At 60.8% G+C, this 25449-nt stretch carries 25 protein-coding genes; 12 read left to right on the top strand and 13 right to left on the bottom strand.

Annotated features, from left to right (window positions below; genetic code table 11):
- Window positions 1–62: 62 nt before the first annotated feature.
- Both OH764_RS17825 and OH764_RS17820 read right to left on the bottom strand, forming a co-directional pair.
- Window positions 63–518 carry a hypothetical protein gene (locus OH764_RS17825; RefSeq protein ID WP_498850149.1) on the bottom strand — a complete coding sequence of 152 codons (456 nt, stop codon included), beginning with the start codon at window positions 516–518 and terminating at the stop codon, window positions 63–65.
- Window positions 519–572: 54 nt separating this feature from the next.
- Complete coding sequence (locus OH764_RS17820; protein ID WP_498850148.1) at window positions 573–2507, bottom strand: putative bifunctional diguanylate cyclase/phosphodiesterase; 1935 nt, start codon at window positions 2505–2507, stop codon at window positions 573–575.
- A 345-nt stretch (window positions 2508–2852) separates the two neighbouring features.
- Between OH764_RS17820 and OH764_RS17815 the strand changes: the two genes are divergently transcribed.
- From OH764_RS17815 to OH764_RS17790, 6 genes are all read left to right on the top strand, one after another.
- Entirely contained in the window at window positions 2853–3947 is a 1095-nt protein-coding gene (locus OH764_RS17815; protein WP_498850147.1) for an ABC transporter ATP-binding protein, read from the top strand.
- Window positions 3934–5058, top strand: coding sequence for an ABC transporter ATP-binding protein (locus OH764_RS17810; protein WP_498850146.1), 1125 nt, complete (start codon window positions 3934–3936; stop codon window positions 5056–5058). Before OH764_RS17815 ends, OH764_RS17810 begins: the two co-directional genes overlap by 14 nt.
- On the top strand, window positions 5055–5951 hold the full coding sequence (locus OH764_RS17805; RefSeq protein ID WP_498850145.1) for a carbohydrate ABC transporter permease: 897 nt from the start codon (window positions 5055–5057) through the stop codon (window positions 5949–5951). The genes OH764_RS17810 and OH764_RS17805 overlap by 4 nt, the downstream gene beginning before the upstream one ends.
- Window positions 5941–6753, top strand: coding sequence for a carbohydrate ABC transporter permease (locus tag OH764_RS17800; protein ID WP_027778186.1), 813 nt, complete (start codon window positions 5941–5943; stop codon window positions 6751–6753). Before OH764_RS17805 ends, OH764_RS17800 begins: the two co-directional genes overlap by 11 nt.
- Complete coding sequence (locus tag OH764_RS17795; protein ID WP_027778187.1) at window positions 6753–7034, top strand: DUF2160 domain-containing protein; 282 nt, start codon at window positions 6753–6755, stop codon at window positions 7032–7034. The genes OH764_RS17800 and OH764_RS17795 overlap by 1 nt, the downstream gene beginning before the upstream one ends.
- Window positions 7035–7136: 102 nt before the next feature.
- Entirely contained in the window at window positions 7137–8876 is a 1740-nt protein-coding gene (locus tag OH764_RS17790) for an ABC transporter substrate-binding protein (protein WP_498850144.1), read from the top strand.
- 108 nt (window positions 8877–8984) lie between these two features.
- On the opposite strand, the gene OH764_RS17785 is transcribed toward OH764_RS17790, so the two are convergent.
- From OH764_RS17785 to OH764_RS17775, 3 genes are all read right to left on the bottom strand, one after another.
- Window positions 8985–9494 carry a DUF1697 domain-containing protein gene (locus OH764_RS17785; protein WP_498850143.1) on the bottom strand — a complete coding sequence of 170 codons (510 nt, stop codon included), beginning with the start codon at window positions 9492–9494 and terminating at the stop codon, window positions 8985–8987.
- A 32-nt stretch (window positions 9495–9526) separates the two neighbouring features.
- Entirely contained in the window at window positions 9527–10216 is a 690-nt protein-coding gene (locus OH764_RS17780; RefSeq protein WP_498850142.1) for a DUF2182 domain-containing protein, read from the bottom strand.
- A gap of 164 nt (window positions 10217–10380) precedes the next feature.
- Window positions 10381–11148 (bottom strand): DUF899 domain-containing protein, encoded by a 768-nt coding sequence (locus tag OH764_RS17775; protein WP_498850141.1) that lies wholly within the window; start codon window positions 11146–11148, stop codon window positions 10381–10383.
- 128 nt (window positions 11149–11276) lie between these two features.
- On the opposite strand from OH764_RS17775, the gene OH764_RS17770 reads away from it, so the two are divergent.
- Together OH764_RS17770 and OH764_RS17765 are read left to right on the top strand one after the other, a co-directional pair.
- On the top strand, window positions 11277–12497 hold the full coding sequence (locus OH764_RS17770) for a winged helix-turn-helix domain-containing protein (protein ID WP_498850140.1): 1221 nt from the start codon (window positions 11277–11279) through the stop codon (window positions 12495–12497).
- Between the two features lie 9 nt (window positions 12498–12506).
- The gene (locus tag OH764_RS17765) at window positions 12507–13160 is read left to right on the top strand and encodes a Vgb family protein (RefSeq protein WP_498850139.1); all 654 of its coding nucleotides are present in this window, start codon (window positions 12507–12509) and stop codon (window positions 13158–13160) included.
- Window positions 13161–13196: 36 nt separating this feature from the next.
- Here the strand turns inward: OH764_RS17765 and OH764_RS17760 are convergent, their stop codons facing one another.
- The gene (locus OH764_RS17760; protein WP_498850138.1) at window positions 13197–14144 is read right to left on the bottom strand and encodes a GlxA family transcriptional regulator; all 948 of its coding nucleotides are present in this window, start codon (window positions 14142–14144) and stop codon (window positions 13197–13199) included.
- Window positions 14145–14263: 119 nt separating this feature from the next.
- Between OH764_RS17760 and OH764_RS17755 the strand changes: the two genes are divergently transcribed.
- On the top strand, window positions 14264–15061 hold the full coding sequence (locus OH764_RS17755) for an SDR family NAD(P)-dependent oxidoreductase (RefSeq protein ID WP_498850137.1): 798 nt from the start codon (window positions 14264–14266) through the stop codon (window positions 15059–15061).
- Between the two features lie 115 nt (window positions 15062–15176).
- Here OH764_RS17755 and OH764_RS17750 read toward each other — a convergent pair whose 3' ends face one another.
- From OH764_RS17750 to OH764_RS17730, 5 genes are all read right to left on the bottom strand, one after another.
- Window positions 15177–16079, bottom strand: a complete 903-nt coding sequence (locus tag OH764_RS17750) for a DMT family transporter (protein WP_498850136.1) — start codon at window positions 16077–16079, stop codon at window positions 15177–15179.
- Window positions 16080–16240: 161 nt separating this feature from the next.
- Window positions 16241–17611, bottom strand: coding sequence for an MFS transporter (locus OH764_RS17745; protein ID WP_498850135.1), 1371 nt, complete (start codon window positions 17609–17611; stop codon window positions 16241–16243).
- 319 nt (window positions 17612–17930) lie between these two features.
- Complete coding sequence (locus tag OH764_RS17740) at window positions 17931–18863, bottom strand: MBL fold metallo-hydrolase (protein ID WP_498850134.1); 933 nt, start codon at window positions 18861–18863, stop codon at window positions 17931–17933.
- A gap of 2 nt (window positions 18864–18865) precedes the next feature.
- A complete protein-coding gene (locus OH764_RS17735) occupies window positions 18866–19024 on the bottom strand; it encodes a hypothetical protein (protein ID WP_498850133.1) in 159 nt (52 codons plus the stop codon).
- 199 nt (window positions 19025–19223) lie between these two features.
- On the bottom strand, window positions 19224–19634 hold the full coding sequence (locus OH764_RS17730) for a rhodanese-like domain-containing protein (RefSeq protein ID WP_498850132.1): 411 nt from the start codon (window positions 19632–19634) through the stop codon (window positions 19224–19226).
- A 126-nt stretch (window positions 19635–19760) separates the two neighbouring features.
- On the opposite strand from OH764_RS17730, the gene ftrA reads away from it, so the two are divergent.
- Window positions 19761–20789: a transcriptional regulator FtrA gene (ftrA, locus tag OH764_RS17725; RefSeq protein WP_498850131.1), complete on the top strand. Its 1029-nt coding sequence runs from the start codon at window positions 19761–19763 to the stop codon at window positions 20787–20789.
- Between the two features lie 19 nt (window positions 20790–20808).
- Here the strand turns inward: ftrA and OH764_RS17720 are convergent, their stop codons facing one another.
- Both OH764_RS17720 and OH764_RS17715 read right to left on the bottom strand, forming a co-directional pair.
- Complete coding sequence (locus tag OH764_RS17720; protein WP_498850130.1) at window positions 20809–21684, bottom strand: LysR family transcriptional regulator; 876 nt, start codon at window positions 21682–21684, stop codon at window positions 20809–20811.
- 453 nt (window positions 21685–22137) lie between these two features.
- Window positions 22138–23082 (bottom strand): LysR family transcriptional regulator, encoded by a 945-nt coding sequence (locus OH764_RS17715; protein ID WP_498850129.1) that lies wholly within the window; start codon window positions 23080–23082, stop codon window positions 22138–22140.
- 133 nt (window positions 23083–23215) lie between these two features.
- Here OH764_RS17715 and OH764_RS17710 point away from each other — a divergent pair, with 133 nt between their 5' ends.
- Window positions 23216–23980 (top strand): SDR family oxidoreductase, encoded by a 765-nt coding sequence (locus OH764_RS17710; RefSeq protein WP_498850128.1) that lies wholly within the window; start codon window positions 23216–23218, stop codon window positions 23978–23980.
- A gap of 73 nt (window positions 23981–24053) precedes the next feature.
- A complete protein-coding gene (locus OH764_RS17705) occupies window positions 24054–24845 on the top strand; it encodes an SDR family NAD(P)-dependent oxidoreductase (protein ID WP_498850127.1) in 792 nt (263 codons plus the stop codon).
- The last annotated feature ends 604 nt before the right edge of the window (window positions 24846–25449 follow it).

Below are 25449 nucleotides of genomic sequence, written 5' to 3'. Positions count from 1 at the left end.
TGGCGGCTTGACCAGTGATCCTAGTCGCGAAACAGTGACAGTTGAATGAAACGGGTCAAACGCTAACGACTGGGAGGCTGTGGGTTGTTGGCAGGATTCGTATCGAACTTCGAAATGCGCTCGATACCGCTTTCGATACCGTTTCCAACACCGCCGGATGCGCCGCTCTCGCTGCATAGCGCTAATAATTCGGTCTCCATTGCATCGGCGGTCTGTTTGTCGTAGATCTGTTCGCCATTCACGTAGACCGTGAACGAGCGCAGGTGCTTCGCTTTCTTCTCGGGGCTTTCGATCGTCTCGCGCGTCCACTGATAGAGCGGATACTTTTCGATGCCGAGCCGCTCCGCCTCGCTCACGTAGTCCGCGAATGCGTCGTACTGACAGATCACGGTCGCGTTATGCCGATGCAAAATTCGTTGAAGCTGGACATGCGCCGCGCCGGAAGAGTCGGCGCGCAATGCGCCGGCAAGTTCTAGCGAGACGGTGAGCCGTAGCTGGAATTTGAGTGTCGAGTCCACGTGTTCCTCACTGTCGGATAGAGGCGCCATACTGCGCCGCAGTCATGGAACCGCTTAGGCGGGATTCACCGATTGCGCGGGCAGCTTTTCGTCGATGTGCGCGATCTCGCAGCCTTGCACCGGTCTGCCGAGTAAAAAACCCTGCGCATGTGTGCAGCCGGAACGGCGCACGAAGTCGAGTTGCTCTTCGGTTTCGATGCCTTCCGCCGTGGTCGGCATGCCGATTTCGCGCGCCAATGCGACGATCCCTCGCACGACCGCAGCAGATTCGCGCCGATGCACCGACTCCTTGACGAACGAACTGTCGATCTTCAGCTTGTCGAATGTGAAACGCACCAGCGTCGACATCGTCGAGAAGCCCGTGCCGAAATCGTCGAGTGCAAGGCCGATACCCAGTGCACGCAACCGCGAAATATTGCGCCGGGTCACGACGTCGTCGTTCAGCAGCACCGTCTCCGTGACCTCGATGTTAAGACGCTCGGGCGGAAGCCGCGTCTTGCGAAGCACCCCCGCAACGATCGACGCAAACGTCTCTTCACGCAATTGCACCGGCGATACATTGACCGCAACCGGCACCTTGTCGCGCCACATGACCGCTTCCTTGCACGACTGCAATAGCGCCCATTCGCCGAGCGCGAGGATCAGGCCGGTACGCTCCGCAGTCGGAATGAAAGCCGAGGGCGACAGCTCGCCGCGTGTTGGATGCGTCCAGCGAATCAGCGCCTCGCGGCCCGTTACAAAGCCGCTGGCCACATCGACAATCGGCTGATACTCCATGCGCAGTCCGCTGAACGAACGCAGCGCCCCTTCAAGGTCGCTGCGCAGCAGGCTCAGGTTTTCGTCGGATACGTGTTGCTCCGCGTCGAAAATGACGTACGCGCTCTTGCCGCTGCGCTTGACCGCATACAACGCGCGGTCGGCGCAGATCAGCAATTGCGGCCCGGTCGTCGCGTGCTCGGGACACAGCGCGACGCCCACACTCGCGCCAATATGAACGAGCGCCTCACTCAACGCGAAGGGCCGGGCCAACGTTTTGACGATTCTGTCCGCCAGCACGCGGACATCGCGGGACGGGTCGGGTGCTTCTGAAATGACCACGAATTCATCGCCTGCAAGGCGTCCGACGATGTCGGCGGCAGGCAGCACTTCACGCAAGCGGACCGCGGCCTCCTGGAGAATCTGGTCGCCGGCGGCATGACCCAGGCTGTCGTTGATTGCCTTGAAGCCGTCCAGGTCGATCAATAGAACGGCGAACAATGGCTCGCGATGCGACCAGCCTACCGCCGTGCGCTCCAGCAACAGTTCATTAATGCGCGCACGATTCGGCAAGCCCGTCAGGCTATCGTGATGCGCGAGCCGCTGACTGTTTTCGCGCGCGAGCAGCAGCGCGACCGTGTCGCGATTACTGCGCAGCGCAACGGTCAGGAAACCAGCGGCACAGAACGGCGCCTGAAACAGCAGCACGAGTTTCCCCGAGCCGGGCGACAGCGCGGCACCAACTCCCAGTAAACCGAGAATAAAGAGGATCTGCAGCATGACCAGCCGGGGCGTGGCCGCATTGCGTCCGGCCAGCCCGCCGACAACGCCGACAGCGCAAACATTGCCAAGCAGAAAGAGCGTCGCGTCGCCGCTGATATTGCATAGCAAGCTACCAAAGCCGAACAACGCGCTCCACAGAATGCTTGCGAGCACAAACGCGGAGGTAGGCGTGGGCAAATCCCGCGCACTACAGCGGCGACACAGCCAGATAAGCCAGAGGCGCACCATGAGTAGCGCAACAACGGCGCCTGTCCAACTCGCGTATAGCAGGCTTGGATATAGATAGTAGGCCGTCGCGCAGACGCTGATTTCGCAGATCGACGCGAACACGATTGACCATGTTCGCGTGAAAAGATTGGAGAGGAGTATTTGCCGGTTCTCGGCGCTCAGGTTTTGAGCGGAAGAGACGATCCACCTGAAAAATGGAGACCTTGGTTCGCTAAAAGCCATGACCTACGCATTTTTAATGGTTAGTGAATCGAAACGGGCAGCGTGGGCCGATTATTACGTAAACCTAAGTCGAAAGGTTAAATCGGACAGGGAAGCGGCGTAAATCGCCTTCCCAATTGTTGGGCATCTAATGAAGTTCAAGGCTGCTGGCCGAGCTTAAGAGCATCCAAATTGACAAGGTTCTCTATTTCCGCCTTTCGTAAGGTTAACCCCGATTTAAACACAAACCAACAAAAGGGACATTCTGTTTGCTGAGTGTAATCCGAGTGCAAACCAATTGACGCCTTCGCGAAGCTCCGGCTCCGCGGACACCCAGACATATCTCGCGCCCGAAAGGAGAGCAATTTGGTCCTGGAACTGGAGCAAGTGAGTGTCGTTTCTGGCGGGCAACCGTATCTGTACGGCGTGAATTTGCGTCTCGTGCCAGGCACCATCAATGTGTTGCTTGGACCTACCCAAGCCGGCAAGACCACGCTCATGCGCGTCATGGCGGGACTGGACAGGCCGGGTGCGGGCCGCGTGCTCGTAGACGGTCAGGACGTGACAGGCGTCAGTGTGCGCCAGCGCAACCTTGCTATGGTTTATCAGCAGTTCATCAATTACCCGGCGATGACTGTGTTTCAGAACATCGCCTCGCCGCTCCAGCTACAGAAGACCGACCCCGCCGAAATTCGCCGGCGCGTGCAGGAAGTCGCGGCAAAACTGCATATCGAGCATCTGCTGGAGCGGCGGCCGAGTGAACTGTCGGGCGGCCAGCAGCAGCGGTGCGCGCTGGCGCGCGCGCTCGTGAAGCGCACGTCGCTTGTATTGCTCGACGAACCGCTCGTCAATCTCGACTACAAGCTGCGCGAAGAATTGCGCATGGAACTCGCCACGCTTTTCGCGGACGGCAAAACGACCGTGGTGTACGCGACCACCGAGCCTCTTGAAGCACTGCTGCTCGGCGGCTATACGGCAATCGTCGATAAAGGCCGCGTGCTGCAATTCGGCCCGACGCTCGACGTCTACAACGCACCGGTTGACGTGGGCGCCGCAGCCGTCTTCAACGATCCGCCTATGAACATGCTGACGAGCGAACTGAACGGTAACGGCAGCGCACGACTGCCGATCGGCATCGACGTGCCGATCCGCCGCGGCACCGCCGCGAACGGCACATGCCGTATCGGCATCCGGCCGGGGCACTTGCGTCTTGCTGCGAAGACACCGCATGCGATCGCCGTTCCATGCCGGCTCGAACTAGCCGAACTGAGCGGCTCGGAAACCTATCTGCATCTGCACACGCTCAATGGCGGCATCGATCTCGTCGCGCAGTTGCAAGGCGTGCATCAGATCGAACTCGGCACGGAACTCGACGTATTCATCGACCCCGACGAACTGTTTGTGTTCGGCGCGGATACGAAGCTCGTATCTAGCCCGGAGGCCGCTTATGGCGCGCATTGAGTTTCAGCATCTCGCGCACGCGTATCGTCCGAATCCGGCGACGCTCGACGACTACGCGCTGCAACCCATGAGCATGGTCTGGGAAGACGGCGGTGCGTATGCGTTGCTCGGACCATCCGGTTGCGGCAAGACCACGCTGCTGAACATCGTGTCGGGTCTCGTCAAGCCTTCCGAAGGCAAGGTGCTGTTCGACGGACGCGACGTGACCGCGCTGGGCGCACGCGAGCGCAACATCGCGCAAGTGTTCCAGTTCCCGGTGATCTACGACACCATGAGCGTGTTCGACAACCTCGCGTTTCCGCTGCGCAACCGCAAAATACCAGCATCCGAAGTCAGGAAGCGCGTGCACGAAGTGGCCGAAATTCTCGATATGACGCGGGATCTGCCGCATAAGGCGAGCAACCTCGCAGCGGACGCGAAGCAAAAGATTTCGCTGGGACGCGGCCTCGTGCGCCAGGACGTCGCAGCGATCCTGTTCGACGAGCCGCTGACCGTGATCGATCCGGCCATGAAATGGATGCTGCGCCGGCAGCTGAAGAAGATCCATCAGCAACTGAAGCTCACGCTGATTTACGTGACGCACGATCAGGTCGAGGCGCTCACCTTCGCTGACGAAGTCGTGGTCATGACAAACGGTCGCGTCGTTCAGAAGGGCGGCGCGGATGCGCTTTTTCTACGGCCGGATCACGCGTTCGTCGGCTACTTCATCGGCAGTCCCGGCATGAATCTTTGCCCTATCGAGCTTGACGCGGAAGGCGCGAGGATCGGCGCCCAACGGCTTGCTCTGGACACTGACACACTCGCCACGCTAAGACACGCGCATGACCATGCAAACGGCTCGCTCACACTCGGCATTCGCCCCGAGTTCGTGCGGCTCGCACAGGAAGGCGAAACGGGTGCGGTCAAGGCGCAGGTATTGCGCGCGCAACAGCTCGGCAACTATCAACTCGTCACAGCACAATGCGACGGCCATCTGTTCAACGCCAAGCTCGAGCCGCATGTGCGCGTGGTCGACGGACCGGCCTGGCTGCGCCTCGCCGCGCCTGAAACGGTGTTCTTCTGCAACGACGAAAGAATCGACGCACGCATCTCCGAAGGAGCGGCGAGATGAACAAGCCCGTCAATCAGAAAGCGTGGCTGCTGGTCGTGCCCGTGTTTATCTGCGTCGCGTTCTCCGCGATTCTGCCGCTGATGACGGTAGTTAACTACTCGGTGCAGGACATCATCAGCCCGACACAGCATGTGTTCGTCGGCACGGAGTGGTTTCGCAACATCACGACCGATCCCGATCTGCGCGACGCGCTCGGCAGGCAGATCATATTTTCCGCTTGCGTGCTGCTGTTTGAAATTCCGCTCGGCGTGGGCCTGGCGCTCGCAATGCCGGCTTCGGGTTGGCGCGCATCCGCGGCGCTCGTCATACTCGCCATGCCGCTGCTCATTCCATGGAACGTGGTCGGCACGATCTGGCAGATCTTTGGACGCCCGGATATCGGTCTGCTTGGTTATTGGCTCAATAGCCTCGGCTTCGACTACAACTACACGGCGAGCCCCACGGCCGCGTGGCTCACCGTGCTCGTGATGGACATCTGGCACTGGACACCGCTCGTCGCACTGCTGTGCTATGCGGGCCTGCGCGCGATTCCCGATGCGTTCTATCAGGCCGCCGAAATCGACGGCGCAAGCCGCTTTGCCGTGTTCCGCTACATCGAATTACCGAAGATGCGCGGCGTGCTGATGATCGCCGTGCTGCTGCGTTTCATGGACAGCTTCATGATCTACACGGAGCCGTTTGTGTTGACAGGCGGCGGTCCCGGCGATTCCACGACGTTTCTCAGCCAGTACCTGACACAAAAAGCGGTCGGCCAATTCGACCTCGGCCCAGCCGCCGCGTTTTCGCTGATCTATTTCCTCATCATCCTGCTGCTGTGCTTCATTCTCTATAACTGGATGAGCCGTGTAGGCAAAGGCGGCCCCGCTGCGGAAGGAGACGAACATGCAGGATAAGCGCCGCTGGATGCGCACGTTGGTGCTCGTCGTCTATATGTTGTTCGCGCTGATTCCGCTGTACTGGATGCTGTCGATTTCGTTGCGCACGAACGAAGAAACCATGTCGGCATTCGCCACGCTGCCGCAGCACGTGACGTTCGAGAACTACAAGATCATCTTCACCGATCCGTCCTGGTACTGGGGCTACATCAATTCGATCATCTACGTGTTGATGAATACGGTGATGTCGGTGCTCGTCGCGTTGCCTGCCGCTTATGCGTTCTCACGCTACCGCTTTCTCGGCGACAAGCACATGTTCTTCTGGCTGCTCACCAACCGGATGACACCGCCCGCCGTGTTCCTGCTGCCGTTTTTCCAGCTCTATTCGAGCGTCGGGTTGACCGACACGTACATCGCCGTTGCGCTTGCGCACATGCTGTTCAACGTGCCGCTCGCGGTGTGGATTCTCGAAGGCTTCATGTCGGGCGTATCGCGCGAAATCGACGAAACAGCGTATATCGACGGCTACACGTTCCCCGCTTTCTTCGTGAAAATTTTCCTGCCGCTGATCAAGTCGGGCGTCGGCGTGACGGCTTTCTTCTGCTTCATGTTCAGCTGGGTCGAACTGCTGCTCGCACGCACGCTGACCTCCGTGAACGCTAAACCAATCGCAGCGGTGATGACACGCACGGTGTCGGCGGCCGGCATGGACTGGGGCGTGTTATCCGCGGCGGGCGTGCTGACCATCGTTCCTGGTGCGCTAGTGATCTACTTCGTGCGCAACTACATCGCGAAGGGCTTTGCGATGGGGAGAGTCTGATGTTCACGTGGATGTACTGGACGCCCGAAGTGGCGCTCTTCTTCGGCTGCATTGTCGTAATGCTGGCCGGCATGACGATGTGGGAACTGCGCTCGCCGACGACCGAACGCAAGGGCTTTCTGCCCATCTCAACCACACGCGGCGACCGCCTGTTCATCGGTCTTCTCGCGGCGGCGTATGTGAACCTCGCATGGATCGGCATCAGCGCCGAAGGCTCGAATTCGTGGCCGGGATTCGTGGCCTCGGTGCTCGTTCTGCTCGCGATCATGTGGAAAGGCTAGCAAGTCGACACACGCAATGAAGGCTGGCAACTCCCGGTTCCGCTGATGCCCCGAGCGGGCTCCGGCCGGATTCAAGGGGCACGAAAGACACAGGAGAAGACCATGCAACAGAGGAGACGGATCGTCGCGCTCGCAGTGGCAGGCATCGTGTCAGGTGCCCTTGCGAATCAGGCACAAGCGGGCATACCCGAAGCGCAAAAATGGGTCGATAGCGAATTTCAGCCAAGCACCCTTTCGAAACAGCAGCAGATGGACGAAATGAAATGGTTCGTCGACACGTCTGCCAAACTGAAGTCGCAAGGCGTCAAGGAGATACATGTGGTGTCGGAAACTATCGACACGCACATCTATGAATCGAAGACACTCGCGAAAGCCTTCACCGAAATTACCGGTATTCAGGTAAAGCACGACATCATTCAGGAAGGCGATGTCGTCGAAAAATTGCAGACGTCGATGCAATCCGGGCAAAGCATTTACGACGGCTGGATTTCCGACTCCGACCTGATCGGCACGCACTATCGCTACGGCGTGGTCGTGCCGCTGTCCGATTACATGACGGGCGAAGGCAAGGACTATACGAACCCTGGCCTCGACATCAAAGACTTCATCGGCACGAGTTTTACGACCGCGCCGGACAAGAAGCTCTATCAACTGCCCGACCAGCAGTTCGCCAACCTTTACTGGTTCCGCGCCGACTGGTTCGCGCGCAAGGACTTGCAGGACAAGTTCAAGGCGAAGTACGGCTACGAGTTGGGCGTGCCGGTGAACTGGTCCGCGTATGAGGACATTGCCGAGTTCTTTACCAACGACGTGAAGAGCATCGACGGTGAAAAAGTCTACGGCCATATGGACTACGGCAAGAAAGACCCGTCGCTCGGTTGGCGCTTCACGGACGCATGGCTTTCAATGGCGGGCGAAGCCGACAAGGGCATCCCGAACGGCATGCCGGTCGACGAATGGGGCATACGCGTGACGCCGGACGGCTGTCATCCGGTGGGCGCGTCGGTGTCGCGCGGCGGCGGCACCAACAGTCCCGCGGCGGTCTATGCAACGACCAAGTACATTGACTGGCTGAAGAAATACGCGCCGCCCGAGGCCTCGGGCATGACCTTCAGCGAGGCGGGTCCGGTGCCCGCACAAGGCAGGATCGCGCAACAGGTCTTCTGGTACACGGCGTTTACCGCGTCGATGCTCAAGCCCGGCAATGTCACGAATCCGGACGGCACGCCAAAGTGGCGCATGGCGCCGTCGCCGCACGGCGCATACTGGAAAGACGGCATGCAGAACGGCTACCAGGACGTCGGCTCGTGGACCTTCTTCAAGTCGACGCCGCCCAATCAGCGCGCCGCGGCCTGGCTGTATGCGCAGTTCGTGACCGCCAAGAGCGTATCGCTGAAGAAATCGATTGTCGGTCTCACGTTCATTCGCGACTCCGATATTCATAGCGACTACTTCACGAAGAACGCGGACAAGTACGGTGGTCTGATCGAGTTCTATCGCAGCCCGGCACGCGTCGCGTGGACGCCGACCGGCAACAACGTGCCCGACTATCCGAAGATGGCACAGCTCTGGTGGAAGAACGTCGGCACGGCAGTCGCCGGAGAAAAGTCGCCGCAGGCCGCAATGGATAACCTCGCGAAGGAAATGGACCAGGTGTTGTCCCGATTGCAACGCGCCGGCATGAAAGTGTGTGCGCCGGAGCTGAATGCGCAAAGCGATCCGTCGAAGTGGTTGTCCGATCAACACGCGCCGTGGAAGAAACTCGCCAGCGAGAAGCCGAAGGGCGAGACGGTCAAGTACGAGCAGTTGCTGTCGGCGTGGAAGGCGGGCAAGGTGCGCTAGGCGGCTGATCTGAAAATTGGCGGTTAATAGACGGGCGGCACCCTGCGTCCCGCCCTTTTTTCATGCCGCCAATGCCGCCAATGCCGCCGATGCCACAACCCGCATGCGCTATTCGTTTGCCATGTCTACCAGCTTCGCAACCGTGTTCATGTTGCGTGCGGTTCCCGTTCTGGCGGCCGGGATTTTGAGCTTCGTGTCTGCCATTCCGTTGTTGTAATGCACGTAGATTTCTCGCGCGCCGAGCGCCATTTCTTCTTCGCGCTGCCCGCTCGCGTAAGTCAACGCGTCGGCGGGCGGCGGTGTGTCGAGAAAAATCGCGACCGTGCGGTTCGGCGCGGCGGCCTTGAACGGATTAGCGGTCAGCACCTGCGCAAGTTCCTTGCTCGTTCGCACCGCCACGCCCACCGGCTTGCCCGCGTACTCTTCAAGGCAACGCTCGAGCCGGCTTTTTACCGATGCCTCGGCAAGCTTGCTGTCGAACACGACATTGCCGCTTGCAATGTACGTGCGCACATTGGTGAAGCCAACGGCTTCGCACATAGTTCGCAATTCAGCCATTGGAAGCTTGCCGGTGCCGCCGACATTCACGGCACGGAGAAGAGCAACGTATCGGGTCATCGAGTGAGTTCTTCTGATGTCGAATACAAGTCTTAGACGAGCGCCGCGGCTCGCACGATCATAAACAAGCCGGCGCCGATCACCACAAATCCAACGCCCCGCGCGAAGAATTCGCCGTGTGGCGCCACGCGTTCGAGCGTAATAGCGACCGTGACCGCCGCCATTGCACGCAGATCCATCACGCCGGTAACGGCAAGCACCGCAGTCAGGCTTGCACAGCACGCACAGCAATGGACGCCTAGCCGCACACCATATCTTATCGCGGCGACCGCGCGCGTAGGCAGCGCATGAAGGCAGGATTGAGCCGCCTGGCGGCAACAGCGAAGATAACGCGCCTTCAGCGCCGTGAGTTGCAACGCGCCCGCGCTGAGCACAATTACGCCGGCCACAATGGGAACAACGCGAGAAACCGCGGGCACGCGCATCTCAAGCGCCGCTAACGTCGCGCCGAACACAAACAGCGCTGTACCCAACGCGGCCCACACAGCTAAATAGCCCACGCCGGCAAGCAACGTCATAAGCGCTACTCGCGCGTGCCCTGCTCTGCGAAGCGCCTCGTCGTAACGCCACAACACGGGTGCGAGGGACGGCAGCATCATCGCGATCATCATGACGACCCACATGCCGACGAACCGTGCCGCCCCGCCCGGCCACGTGCGGCCGCACATGGGCATCCACATCATCGACATGGCCCAGCCGCCGGGCATAGGCATGTCGTCCATGGTCGACATTGACCCGCAAGCAACGAGGGTTGCCGCCGCGCAGACTGCGAACAGCAACGCACAGACACCGTAAAAGCATGCGCGCGAACGAGAAGCACGCATGTCGAGGTATTGCGTCGCGAAGTCACCGCATCGGCTTGCGTGCACGGGCTTCATCATGCACCTCAGCGCGTTGCGTATTCGTCGTGACGGCGCCACCAGATGCCCGTCTCGTTGCGGCCTTTCGGCGCACGGTCGAGCCATTGGTACATGCCCCACAGGCCGTCGAGTCCACGCGCGTACGTGGAATACGTGTGGTAGACCGCGCCGTCTTCCAGCACGAAGGCGCTTAGTCCTGGCCGGTCGCGCGCGTAAGTGGATGCGTCGGTACCGCAAGTCGCCGCGAATTGCGCGACGGGCTCCGGCGCCGGTACCGCGTCCATTGCATGACGCCCGCGCTGATAGTTGTATTCGACGGTGCCCTCGCGCTGCTGCTGCTCGGTGAACGAAATGTTGAAGTCGAAATTGAAGTCGCTGCCCGCCGACGAAGCCCACGGAAACGTCCAGCCCATGCGCCGCTTGTACTCCTGCAGCTTCGCGAGCGGCGCACGGGATACGGCCGTCAGCGCCACGTCGTGATTGGCCAGATGAATCGCGATGCCGTCGAAGCCATCCGCGATCGACGAGCATGACGGGCATCCTGCCTTGTAGTCCGGCCCGTACATGAAGTGATAGACGAGAAGCTGCGAGCGTCCTCCAAACAGGTCGGCAAGCGACGCGATACCCTGCTCGGTATCGAAGCGGTACGTCTTGTCGATGCGGACCCAAGGCAATTCCTGGCGTCGGCGCGCCAGCTCGTCGCTGCGCCGCGTGAGCTCTTTTTCCGCGTTGAGCAGATCGATGCGCGCTGCCAGCCACTGCTCGCGTGTTCCGGTCGTATGTGTCGTGGTCATGGTTCTCTCCGTTCGGTTTCCTCGTCGCTCGATTGCTTTCGATACGACGTACTGGTTGGCGGTCGTGCTAGATTAGTGTCGGGATTCCGGACGGTGGGAGTGACAAGTGTGGCGCGATTTCAATCAGCATGGACCCGCTAATCCAGGCCGCCGCTCAGGCGCTCGCAGCGGGTGATCCGCTCGGCGCATTGAAGCGCGTCGCGTTACGCGGCGACGCGCCCGCGCTCGCGCTTCGCGGCATCGCGATGGCGCAACTGGGCGATTTCATCCGGGCCAAGGCGCTCGTGCGAAGCGCGGCGCGCGCGTTCGGTTCGAAGCAAGCCGTCGCCCGCGCGAGATGTGTCGTGGCGGAGGCAGAGATCGCGCTGGCGTCGCGCGATCTTGCGTGGCCGGCGAAAGCGCTCGGCGCTGCGCGCGCGACGCTCGAAGCACACGGCGACCGTGTCAATGCCGCGCATGCCGGCTATCTGGAAGTTCGCAGGCTTGTTCTGATCGGACATATCGACGAGGCTGAGCGCATGCTCGGCACATTCGATTCGGCGCCTTTGCCGCCCGTGCTCCGAGCATCGCACCAGCTCATGGTGGCGAGCATCGCGCTACGGCGTTTGCAGGCCAACAAGGCTCGCGCCGCCTTCACACGAGCCAGGCACGCGGCGAGAGCCGCCGAAATTCCCGCGCTGATCGCCGAGATCGAGAGCGCATCGAATACGTTGAACGTGCCAGCCGCGCGCCTGATCGCAAGAGACGAACAACGGCTGCTGCTGCTCGACGAAGTCGAAGCACTGTTAATGTCTAACGCACTCGTAGTCGACGCCTGTCGCAATGTCGTGCAGAAATCCGGTACGGCTGTCTCGCTGGCAAGGCGCCCGGTACTGTTCAATCTCGCGTATCAGCTTGCCGAAGCATGGCCCGCGGACGTGTCGCGCGACACGCTGATCGCACGCGCATTCAGAACGAGAGATGCCGATGACTCGCACCGCGCGCGTCTGCGGGTGGAGATCGGCCGGCTTCGCACGGTGCTCGGCACGTTGGCCGATATCAGCGCGACGCCGCGTGGCTTTGCATTGGCGCCGCGCGATGGGCAAGAGGTTCGGGTACTCGCGCGGCCCGTCGAAGAGACTCATGCGGCAATGCTCGCGCTGCTCGCGGATGGCGAGTCGTGGTCGAGTTCTGCGCTCGCGCTCGCACTCGGCGCAAGCCAGCGCACCGTGCAGCGCACCCTCGATTCGCTCGCCGCCGTTGGCAAGGCCCAGTCGTTCGGCCGGGGCCGGGCGCGCCGCTGGATGGCCCCGCCAGCGGCTGGATTCGCGACAACGTTGTTACTCCCCTCGCCCGTCACGCTCAATTAGGATGGCAGCATGAATCGATCGAACGCCACTATCATCCGCGAATATGGTCCGTTCCCAGACGTGCAGCAAGTGGCTGGCGTCACCTACGACGGCCAGCAGGTCTGGATTGCGACGGGCAAGACGCTGAACGCATTCGATCCCGCGAGCGGGGAGACTCTGCGCGCAATCGAAATTGCCGCCGACGCGGGGACCGCCTTCGACGGCCAGCATCTGTTTCAGATTGCCGCGGGCCGCATCCACAAGCTCGACCCGGCAACCGGCCGCGTGCTTTCGAGCATCCCTGCGCCGGGAGGCAATGGCGCGTCGGGACTCGCGTGGGCCGAAGGATCATTGTGGGTCGGCGAGTATCGCGAGCGCAAGATCCATCAGGTCGATCCCGAGACCGGCGTGGTGCTTTCGAGCATCGAGTCGAACCGTTTTGTGACGGGCGTCACTTGGGTAGACGGCGAGCTTTGGCACGGCACCTGGGAAGACGATGCAAGCGAGTTGAGGCACGTCGACCCACGTACCGGCGAGGTACTGGAAAGCGTCGAGATGCCCGAGGGCGTCGGCGTGTCGGGTCTCGAATCCGATGGCAGCGGGCAGTTCTTTTGCGGCGGCGGAAACAGCGGGAAGGTGCGCGCTGTGCGCCGTCCGCAACGCGAGACGGGCGACGTCAGTTAATTCGCGCTGCCTTCGCGCCGCAAACCACGTTCTTTTTCACGCTGCACTACGCACTTCGCGACGCACCGCCTGCGGCGGCACGCCAAATCCGCGTATGAACGCCTCGCGCAAATGGCGACGGTCGCGAAACCCAGTCTCTTTCGCAATGACGTCGAGCGGATGCCGGCTTTGCTCGATCATCAGGCGCGCGGCTTCGAGGCGAAGGCTCTCAATAGCACGCGCAGGCGATTGCCCCGTTTCGAGCGTGAACACACGGCTAAACTGCCGCGGACTCAGGTTTGCTTTGTCGGCCAGTTCATCGACGGTAAGTGGCCGGCTCAGGTTCTCACGCGCGTAGTTCAACGCGCTCTGAATGCGGTCCGACTTGGGCGCGAGGTTGAGCATTTCCGAATGCTGCGATTGGCCACCCGAGCGCCGCTGATGCATGACGAGCTTGTGCGCAACGGAGCGCGCCACCTCGGCGCCCAGATCTTTTTCGACCATCGCAAGCGCAAGATCGAGCCCGGCGGTCATGCCGGCCGACGTCCAGATCGGACCGTCGACGATATAAATGCGGTCGTCTTCCACGCGAACGTCGGGAAAGCGTTTCTGCAGTTCACGCGCGTAGGCCCAGTGCGTCGTGGCGCGACGCTGCGATAACAGACCAGCCTCAGCCACCACAAAGCCGCCTGTGCAAATGCCGCCGATGCGCCGCGCGCGCGGCCCGGTTTTACGCAGGAACGCGAGCACGTCTTGGGGCGCCGGCAATGCGAGCGGATCGTTCACGCCTGCGACGATCCACGTGTCCGTTTGACGGCGCGAGTTGAGCGGACTTGTGTTCATGGTCATACCTAGCGACGAACGCACCTCGCCGCCCGCAGGCGAAAAATTCTCCACCTGATAGAACGGCTCGCCCACTACGAGGTTCGCGTATTCAAAAACAGCTTGCGTGGCGATCGCCATGACCTGAAAGCCGTCGCTCAGCAAATATCCCACGCGGTGCATGTCCGTTCTCCGTCCAAGTGTATGTCCTGAAACCTAACCATATATGTCATTTGCGTCGCCGTCAAAACGGGACAGAATTCGTTCACACCATCAACGATTCATTGCAAAGGAGTGACATCATGACTGAAGCACACAAGGGCACTGCACTGATCACGGGCGCGTCGTCGGGAATCGGCGCAATCTACGCGGACCGCCTTGCGCGCCGCGGTTACGACCTCGTGCTGGTTGCCCGCAACCGCGAGCGCCTTGCCGCGCTGTCCAATCGCATCACGACCGAAACGCGCCGTAGCGTCGAGATACTGGACGCCGATCTGGGCGACAAAGCGGGGCTCGCAACGGTCGAAGCGAAACTGAAACAGGACGCGAGCATTACGCTTCTGGTCAATAACGCCGGTGTCGGCACGCATACGTCGCTCGTCGACAGCGACGTCGATGCAATGCAGCGCATGATCGACCTGAATGTCAGCGCGCTGACGCGGCTCACGTATGCGGCCGTGCCCGGCTTCGTCGCGCGTGGCAAGGGAGCGTTGATCAACATTGCGTCCATTGTGGCTATTGCGCCGGAGGTTCTCAACGGCGTGTATGGCGGTAGCAAGGCGTTCGTGCTGGCCTTCAGCCAGTCGCTCAAGCACGAACTGGCCGACAAGGGTATTCAGGTGCAAGCGGTTTTGCCGGGCGCGACCGCGACCGAGTTCTGGCAAACCGGCGGCCTGCCGCTGGAAAACCTCGACAAGGCAATCGTGATGTCCGCCGACGACATGGTCGACGCAGCACTGGTCGGCTTCGATCGCGGCGAGCTGATCACGATTCCGTCACTGCATGCGGTTGAGAAGTGGGAAGACTACGAGGCTGCGCGCCGCGCGATGTTCTCGCTGTTGTCGACCAATGCGCCGGCGCCGCGCTACAAGGTGGCTTGACCGACGACGGTGGAAAGTGGCGGCTGATCGAGGCGAATTCGTGCAAATTGCATCGGAAGCGCGATTCGCCCGTTAGCCGCAAGTTGCATTGATTCGGCGCCCGGAGGCCATCGCATCAGGCGAGAGGTCCTTCGGGCGCTTTGCGGCGCACCGCGACCGCAATGGCGCTGCCCACGATCATCAATATGCCGGCCACCGACAGAAGCTCCAGCGTTTCGCCCCACAGCACATAGCCAAAAAGCGCCGCCCAGACGATGCTCGTGTAGTTATACGGAGCAAGCGCGCCTGCATCCGCGCGGCGGAAGGCTACCGTCATCAACATTTGGCCCGCGGTCGCGAAGACGCCGAGTGCAGCCATCACGAGCAGTGCGTCCACCGAAGGCGTGCGCCATCTGAAGAACAACGTGCAACCCATCACCACGGTGCCCATTGCTGTGAAAAAGAGAACGGTGGTGGCGGAGTCGTCGGTCGAACGAATGCGTTTGATCTGGACGATAGAGAGTGCGCCGCAAAACGCACTTGCCAGCAGAATCGCGGGCCCTAGCCGTGACGTCTGCGCGCCGCCGGGCCGTACCACGAGCAGTACGCCCAGAAAACCCACAATCGCGGCTGCGGCGCCGCGCGGCGTCAAGCGCTCGTTGAGCATTAGCGGGGCGAGCACAATGACGATCAGCGTCTCCGAATAGGCGAGCGCCACCGCTTCGCTGAGCGGCACATACGGCAGGCCGGCAAAGAACAGAGCCGAGGCGCCGAGGAGTGCGATCGCGCGCGTGGTCTGCCCTTTAACGTCGATATTCCGCAAGCGGTCGGAGAGCGGCCGGCTTCCTCCGCAACACAGCAAAATGGCGGGAACCAGGCCGAAAAGCATGCGGAAAAACGTGACCTCGTTGGCCGGATATTGCAGCGCAACCGACTTGGCCAACGCATCGACCACTGCAAAGCAGAACATCGAGGCAAGGATGGTGCCGACGCTGCCAAGCGAAAGTGAACTACCGTGGGTGGACGCGGAAGTCGGCATGTGAGAACGCAATCCGTATGGAGATTTGCATGATCTCACAGACGCACGGGCTGGCACGTCACACTACGTGGTGTCGGAAAACGCCGGCGCGGCGACGGCTTCACCGGCGGGAAAGCGCGAGTTACACGATGCAGCGGGCTTTGCCGCGCCGCACCTGACAGTCAGGCGTGGCGATGACCGTGCCCGCTCTCGCCCATCGAGCGCGGCTCGTCGTATTCCTGCGAAATGTCCTTGTTCGTGTAGTCGCCGAGTCGCGAAGCGGCGAACAGGCTGAGCACTCCGCAAACGAACACATAGAACGCGATCGCGTAGCCGGAATGATAGTAAGCGAATAGCGCGGTCGCGATCAGCGGCGCAGGACCGCCCGCGATCACCGAGGCCAACTGATAACCGAGCGACGCACCGCTGTATCGCAGCCGCCCCGTGAACGACTCTGCAATCAGTGCGGCTTGAGGGCCGTACATCATCGAATGCGGGACGAGCGAGAGTACGATCGCGAGGAAAATCAACGTCGGATTGCGCGTGTCGACCATGGCGAAATAGACGAAACCGAACAAGCCTGCCGCCGCGGCGCCGATCATATACATGCGGCGACGTCCGATCAGATCGGAAATATGGCCGAACAGCGGAATGGTGCCGAATTCCAGCACTGAAGCCACCAGGACCGCCGTCAGCAACAGATCGCGCGACGCGCCGAGTGTCGTCACGCCATACGTGAAGACAAAGGCCGTAAAAATGTAGAACGGCGCTTGCTCCGCCATACGCGCCACGGCCGAAAGAAGAATGTCTTTCGGCTGGCGACGCAAGACTTCGAGCATCGGTGTCTTTTCGATCTTGCGCTCAGCGAGAAGCTTCGCGAAGATCGGCGTCTCCAGGATGTTCAGCCGGATATAAAGTCCGATCCCAACCAGCAGGATGCTGAGAAAGAAAGGGACACGCCAACCCCAGGTGATGAAGGCGTCGCCAGAAATCGCGCTCATTGCCAGCACGGCGAGATTGGCGAGGAACAATCCCGCTGGTACGCCAAACTGCGGCCACGATGCGACGAAGCCACGATGCGCGTCGGTGCGGGCCCATTCCATCGACATCAACACGGAGCCGCCCCACTCGCCACCCACGCCGACGCCTTGAATGAAGCGCAGCACCGTAAGCAGGACGGCGCCCCAAATGCCAATCGACGCGTACGTTGGAACAAATGCGACGGCGAATGTGGCGAGTCCCATTAGCAGCAGCGTGACGATCAGCGTAGCTTTGCGCCCGATGCGATCGCCATAGTGTCCAAAAATGGCCGCACCGACCGGCCTCGCGATGAAGCCGACCGCATAAATCAGGAACGCTTGAAGTGTGCCGACCAATGGATCCGACTGCGGGAAGTACAGCTTCGCGAAAACGAGACCCGTAACCGTGCTGTAGAGAAAGAAGTCATACCATTCGATCGTAGTACCGATCGTACTGGCGACGACGGCGCGACGCAGTTGCCGCCGGGCGTCCTCGTCGGAAAGGAGCACCGCTCCCGGTTGAGTGGCAGTCATTTGGCATCCCCTGAATAGGGCGACATTTAATATTGACCGTGAAGACACGCAGAGGTTCCGGTTATCCGGCTGCTTGATCAGATATGCTTATTAAATGCCACGGCACCGTTAAAACTCATGTGCTTTGGGCGATCGGGAATCGCTTGTGCCTGGACATGGATCAGCATGCCGCGGGTACTGTCTATTGTGTGAGGATTCGACGCACCGTTTCCGTCGCGCATCCGGTTACAAAAAACCGCCGCAAGCCTCGTGAACTCGCGGCGGTTGTCTGCCACCGTCATTGCAATCTATACGACGACGATTGATATTCAGGTATCAATCAGTAGTCCCACTGAACCGGCACAAAACGAAAGCCGTCGCCGTTCTTTGCAATATGACCGATGGACGGGAACGCGACATGCGCTGCGGCCAGCAGAGCACCGGTATTGGCAGCTTCATTCAGCAGCGACATGCGCACGTCTACTGCCCCTTCAGGATCGTGTTCGAAGCCGTTTTGCCATTGGGGATTGTCGAAGTTGACTTCGAAAATCGCGTCGCCTACGAACGTCAGCTTCTCGCCGTTCGATGCGACGTCCACCACACAGTGCCCCGGCGTGTGACCACCCGTCACCCGTGCCGATACGCCCGCTGCTACTTCCACAGTCTGATCGAACTGTACGATGTTTTCGCTGTACAGTTTGACGAACTTTGCAGCAGCCTTGCGCAGCGCGGGAGGAACCGCTTCAGGCATCACCGTCTTGCTGAAGTCCGGATTTTTCCAGAACTCCACTTCGGCGCGCGATACGTGAATGCGCACGTCCGGGCGCAGCCTGGCCCTGACGCCGTCGACGTTCAGTCCGCCAACGTGATCCATGTGCATGTGGGTAATCACGATATCGGTGATTGCAGCGAGGTCGATGCCAGCCGACTCCAGGCGCATCACCGACCGGCCTGCGCGAGAGAAGTATTCGAAACCATCGCCCACGCCGGAGTCGACCAGGATCAGGCGGTCACCGCTGCGCATGAGTGCGACGTTCAGCGCCCAGTCGAACATGTCACGCTGCAGGAAGCGGCCATCGAACCATTCGTTGCGGTCCGCTTCGCTCACGTTGGTGGACATAGTGGACGTCGGCAGCGGCAGAACGCCGTCGCTAATCAGCACGACGTCGACATCGCCCACGCGCACGGCGTAGCGGGAAGACACGAGTTCGCCTGCACCCTCTTTGCCAAGGCCGGCGATCACAGGCTGCACATTGCGGGTTGTTTCGCTCATCTTCAATAGTCCTGTTGATTAAGTGGGGTAAGCCGCACGGTGCGGCTCACGAGCACGACCACGAATCTCGCGCGCTTCGGTTGCTCGCCTTTCGACCGAGCCTGCGACGCATTGTAGTTAGGGGTGGCGAACGCCAGTAGCACCGCGAAGGTGTTCACCATGTTGTCCGAAGGGCAACAATCGGCGATGGACGGGCGATGAGAGCAACGCGAGTAACAGGCTTATTGAGGAGCGGTTATAGAGGACACGCGCGGCCTTGCGGTGGATGACCGTGCCGCGCGATCCGGAGCAGTCGGACGATGCCTAAGGCATCGTCCGTTCCGGATTGGGAGCTAACGTTGACGGGAGCTAGAAGCGTGACTACTCCACTTCGCTCACAGTGAGGCTGCCGCCTTCGTCGAGCCATCCGGTGATCCCACCAATCATTACCTTTACCGGCCGCCCCAGGAGAGCAAGCCGTATTGCACCACGCGTAGCGCCGTTGCAATGGGGACCCGCGCAGTACGTGACGAAGACCGTTTCAGGCGGATAGTCCGCCAGCTTGGACTCGACTATTTTGCCGTGTGGCAGGTTGATCGCGCCCGGCACATGGCCCCGCGCGAACAGCGCCGGACCGCGCACATCGAGCAGCACGAATCCGGGCGTGCCGCTGGCGAGCGCGCTGGCGACATCGGAGCAATCGGTCTCGAATTGGAGCGTCGCGCGGAAGTGGGCAAGTGCGGCTGCGCTGTCGGCTGGGGGCACGGCGGTGACGGCGTTGGTAGTCGACATGTTTGAACTCTGCATAAATCCTCGGATGAACATAGCGCCTGGCGAAGTGATCCAGGAGACCTATTCTGGCGTCGAGTGGCGATCCGGATAAGTGGCGTAATCGTCAATCTTCGGTAACATCACGCCATGGATAATCATCTCGTCGTTGCGCTGGCTTATGACCGGCTCTGTACTTTCGAGTTCGGCTGCGTGACCGAACTGTTCGCGCTCGAACGTCCGGAGCTCGGTGTCGACTGGTATCGATTCGCGGTTTGCGCGAGCGAGCCGGGCCCGCTCCGCGCCGCGGGCGGCATCACGGTCGCTGCGCCCTACACGCTCAAATTGCTCGACCGCGCAGATACCATCGTGGTGCCGGGCTGGCGCGATGCGGACGAATTGCCGCCCGAGGCGCTGCTTAAGAAGATCCGCAATGCTTACCGCCGTGGAGCACGTCTTTGCTCGATCTGCTCCGGCGTGTTCGTGTTGGCAGCGGCCGGCGTGCTCGACGGCAAGACTGTGACGACCCACTGGCGCTACGCCGCGAAACTGCAGCAGCGTTACCCGCAAGTTCAAGTGCAGCCCGATGCGCTGTATGTCGACGAAGGACAGATCATCACGTCGGCGGGCTCCGCGGCAGGGCTGGACATGCTGCTCCATCTGGTGCGACGCGATTACGGTGGAGCGGTCGCGAATCGCGTCGCACAAAGGCTCGTGGTGCCGCCTCATCGGGAGGGTGGACAGGCGCAGTTCGTACCGCGTCCAATGCCGCAGGACGACAGCGGGCGTCTCGCGAAATTGATGGATTGGGTGCGCCAGCATCCCGCTTTGCCGCACACGCTGCGCTCGCTTGCAGAATGGGCCGCAATGAGTCCGCGCACGTTGCAACGGCAATTTCATGACGCCACCGGCATGGCGCCATACGAATGGCTCGTGCGTGAACGCGTGACGGTGGCTCGTGAGATGCTCGAGGCACAGTCGGCATTACCCATTGGCCGCGTCGCCGAGCTAGCGGGGTTCGGCTCGGAGGAGTCAATGCGACGGCATTTCCGACGTATCGCGCTCACGAGTCCAGCCGCATATCGGGCGAAGTTTGGCCATGGCGCACGCGCTCAGAAGCAGGGTTCTCGGGTCGGGGAACGGTCGCGCGGAACTCAGGTTGACGCGCAACCGGACTGATCGACAATTCGATGCGGAGTTAGAGGTTCTTCAGCGCAGCGCGCACGAACGGGACGAAACGTGAAGTAACGGGATTTTTCTGCTTATCCGCCCACACCAGCCCTACACGCCACTTCGCATGCGTTCCGCGCAGAGGCAGGACCGTAGCATTCCGGAGCAAATGTTGCGCACTTGAAGGCACAAATGCAACGCCGACGCCTGCAGCGACAGATGCCAACACGGACTGCACATCATCGGCTTGTTGCGTCACATTGGGTACGAAGCCCTGTTCGCGACACCAGGCGTCGACTTGAGCAGCGAGTCCGGGCCCGCGCCCACGACGCAACGCCAGGAAACCCATTTCGTTCAACTTGCCGAAATCGGCGGGCAGACGCACACGCTCCAGACTGGGAGGCAACGCGAGGGCCAATGTTTCGTCAATCACGCGAACTGACGAAAGACCCTCGACCGACGGCGCCCGCATAAAGCCCACATCCAGCTTCCCCGACAGAATACGGCGGGCTTGCTCATCGGAAGACAGATCGCTCAATGCAATCGCAACACCCGGATATTGCTGGCGGAAGTCGGCGATGATCTGCGGCGCAATTGTCAGCACCGACAGGCAAATGCCGATTCGCAATTGTCCACGCCTGCCGCTGCCCGCCTCTCGCGCACGCGCAAGAATCTCGTCCGCATCGTCGACGAGCGCGCGTGCATCGGGCAAAAAGGTTTCTCCGAACTGCGTCAACTCCGCGCCATGACGACCGCGTTCGAACAGTTTCGCGCCCAGACTCGCCTCGAGTGCGCCAACCTGTTTGCTCAACGCCGGCTGACTAATGTGCAGAGCGTCTGCCGCCCGCCCGAAATGACGCAATTCGACGACGGACAAAAACGTCCTTAAGAGCTTCAGTTCCATTCTGTGCCGTTATCGTATCGGTCAAATCATTCATTTTACTAATCGATAGCCAGGTTGTTCAATGCGAGTACATCTTTCAGCGAGCGAATATCAATGGCTTCGACAAACTCCAGACGTCAATCACATGGGCCTATGCCTGCAGAAATCGCAGCAGGTGACGACACGGGAGAACCTGATTCGACGCCGCGCTGTTCGGCCGGTCACGAGCGCCGCTCCCGTCGCCCTCGCCTCGCTGACCTGATACTGGCAGAGGAAAGCCACGCTAAAGAAGGGGCAATCGCGGTGAGTTTCGCCGTTGTCTCCCGGAAGCGATGGCCGCGGTGATCGAAACCGCCCTACCGCGATAAACTTTGTCGTCGGTCGAGGCGCGGCTTGTGGCATGACCATGGGCTACTGGCGAGGCAGCGGCCCGGCATCGTCCGCATGTGTCGGAAGATCGCTCCAGACGCGCCTTTAACCGGCCCTCAACGTGACAGCTGTCCGGCTCTCGTCGTCCCGATCCCATGGGGGCGTCCCGCCGAATGCATCGACCAGGAAATCGATCATCACCCGCACCCTGGCGCTCAGGTGTCGGCGGCTCGGATACATGGCGAGTATGTCGATCTCAGGCAGACAATACTCGGGCAACACGCGAACGAGCGTGCCGGCACGTAGGTCGTTGCCGATCAGGAATGTGGGTTGCCAGATCACTCCGTGCCCGGCGAGTGCTGCTGCGCGCGCCGTATCGCCGTTATTCGTATGCATGTGACAGTCGACTTTCACTATGTGGGTCTTGCAGCCAGCATCGATCAGTTGCCACTCATCGCCGGTGGCTGCATACGTGTACCCGATGCAGCGATGTTCCATCAGGTCGGCTGGTGCCGCCGGCACTCCCGCGCGAGCCAGGTAGTCCGGCGAGGCGCATAGAATGTTCTGCGATGTCGCCAGTTTGCGGGCTGCATGGTTGGAGGAACCGGCTCGCGAAATGCGGATGGCGAGATCGTAGCCTTCATCGACGATATCGACGACGCGGTCGATCAGTCCAACGTCGATTTCGATGCCGGGATACTTTCGCATGAACTCCGGCCATAGCGGCGCCAGATACTGAATGCCGAAGCTCACGGGCGCATTGATGCGCAGGCGCCCGCGGGGTTGGACCGACGCCGACGACACCAGCCCTTCTGTATCGGCGACATCGTCGAGAATGGACTTGCAACGGGCGTAAAGCGTCTCGCCGCCCTCGGTCAGAGAGAGCGTTCTGGATGTGCGATTCAACAGACGCGTGCCGAGGTGTGCTTCCAGTTCGTTCACATAGCGGGTCACGTTGGCGGGCGACGTGCCGAGCACTTCGGCCGCGCGCGCAAAGCCGCCGCGGCTCACCACGGTCACGAAAACTTCAAAGGCGCGCAAGCGGTCCATCCCAACTCCGATCGTTCACAAAAGCTGACTGATACGACCATGTTTTTGACCTTTCCGCTATAAGGACTGAAGCCTATATTGCTTCCACGGGCCAAGGCATAGGGCACTGGCCGAATGCATCAGGAGAGAGAACATGCAACGCTTGACCGGAAAAGTCGCTATCGTGACAGGTGCCAGTGCAGGTATTGGCCGCGCTACTGCAAAGTTGTTCGCGAAGGAAGGTGCCAAGGTGGTCATTGCCGCCCGGCGCGCGGCGGAACTCGAAGCGCTGGCTGCCGAGATCGCAAGCGAAGGTGGCGAAGCCGCATATCTGGCGGGCGACGTGCAATCGGAAGACTTCGCGAAAGCGCTGGTGGAACTTGCAATTGGGCGCTTTGGCCGTCTGGATATCGCCTACAACAACGCCGGTACACTGGGTGAGATGGGCCCGAGCACCGGCATTTCCGAAGCCGGCTGGAACGCCGCGCTTGCGACCAATCTAACGAGTGCGTTCCTCGGAGCGAAACACCAGATACCTGAAATGCTCAAGCAAGGTGGCGGATCGATCATCTTCACGTCGACGTTCGTCGGTTACTCGTTCGCGTTTCCGGGTACTGCGGCTTACGCGGCGAGCAAGGCCGGGCTGATTGGCCTGACGCAGGCGCTTGCCGCCGAATACGGCGCGCAAGGGGTGCGCGTCAACGCGGTATTGCCGGGCGCCGTGGATACGGAGATGTATCGCAGCATGAACGACAGCGACGAATCGCAGGCATTCGTGACCGGGCTGCATGCGCTCAAGCGCGTCGCCAAGCCGGAAGAACTGGCGCGTTCGGTGCTCTATCTCGCGTCTGACGATTCGTCCTTCGTGACCGGTACGGCCTCACTGGTCGATGGTGGGGCATCCATTACACGTACGTGAACCCCTTGGCGGCATCCGGCATCAAAGCTTCGCTGCCGCCGTTCTTACTTCATCCACGGAAAGGAAATCACTCATGGACTTGAATCTCACAGGCAAACTCGCACTGGTAAGCGGCAGCACAGCCGGCATCGGTTTCGCTATCGCGAGCACGTTGGCAAAGGAAGGCGCACGCGTGATCGTGAACGGCCGCTCGCAGTCATCCGTGGATGACGTGGTCGCACAGCTAAAAGCGGAAACCGGCACCGACGTGCAGGGATTCGCCGGCGACCTCAGTACGGCCGCTTCGGCGGAAGAACTCGCCCGGCGCTATCCGAACGTGGAAATTCTGGTGAACAACCTGGGCATCTTCGAGCCCAAGCCCTTTGAAGAGATTTCCGACGCGGACTGGCAGCGTTTCTTCGACGTCAACGTCTTGAGCGGCGTACGTCTCGCTCGCCTGTTTCTGCCCGCGATGAAAAAAGCCAACTGGGGCCGCATTATTTTCATTTCGAGCGAAAGCGGGGTGCAGATTCCAGCCGAGATGATCCACTACGGGATGACGAAAACCGCGCAACTGGCGGTCTCGCGCGGACTCGCGGAGGCGGTTGCGGGCACGGGCATTACGGTCAACAGCGTGCTGCCCGGACCGACGAAGTCGCGGGGCGTCGGCGATTTTGTGGAGACCCTTGCCAAGGCCGACGGCAAGTCGTTCGAAGCCTTCGAGAAGGAGTTCTTCGAGAAGGTGCGTCCCACATCGCTCATCAAGCGATTCGGCACGCCGCAGGAAATCGCCTCGCTCGTGGCCTATGTCGCCAGTCCGCTTGCGTCGGCCACAACCGGAGCTGCGTTGCGGGCCGACGGAGGGGTCATAAAGAGCGCATTTTAAAGCGGCGCCGGCATTGGGCTGGGCTCTCTGCGCGTTTGCTGGATCGCTTTTCGGACGCAGCGGGCTTGGCCGATGCGCTTTTTTTGATGCGGGACAATGAGGTCAATCACGGCGGCCTCTCATGAACTGTTGGTCTATATGGGAACGTTCACCGGCCAGGCTTCCGAGCAACAGTCGGAGCGACTCTCGGTGCCCATGAGAGAGCAACCACTGTGGTGTGGCGCAGAGTCATGGGCCGCCGCGAGTTCCGTACGAAGCCATCTTCAGATGCTCAACGACCGTGGCGGACCCTTAACTACCGTTCGATAACATGCGACCGCTGCGGGACGCATTGTGATCGATGGAGCACCGGTCACTTCGAATGCCGCGTTTTGCCCATGCCAGGACAGCACGCGATTGACCCAACGCGGTCGGACGATCGATTACGGCATCGAAGGTTGCTTCCCCGGCGCGGCGGTCGAACGTCAACTTCTTCGGATTCAATTCGATCACGACTTCACCGGCCTCACTTCCGCTTCTGAGTGTATTCCTGAACTTATGGGCGATGACGCTCGGGGGAAAAGGCGCGGGTCTCTGTCAACCCAGAGTTTTGAAGAAATGCAGT

Origin of the sequence: Burkholderia sp. M6-3 (assembly GCF_050858985.1) — a bacterium.
GTDB classification, from domain to species: domain Bacteria; phylum Pseudomonadota; class Gammaproteobacteria; order Burkholderiales; family Burkholderiaceae; genus Paraburkholderia; species Paraburkholderia caledonica.
Note: the sequence above shows the minus strand (reverse complement) of the source record. Positions and strands in the feature narration are given on the sequence as shown.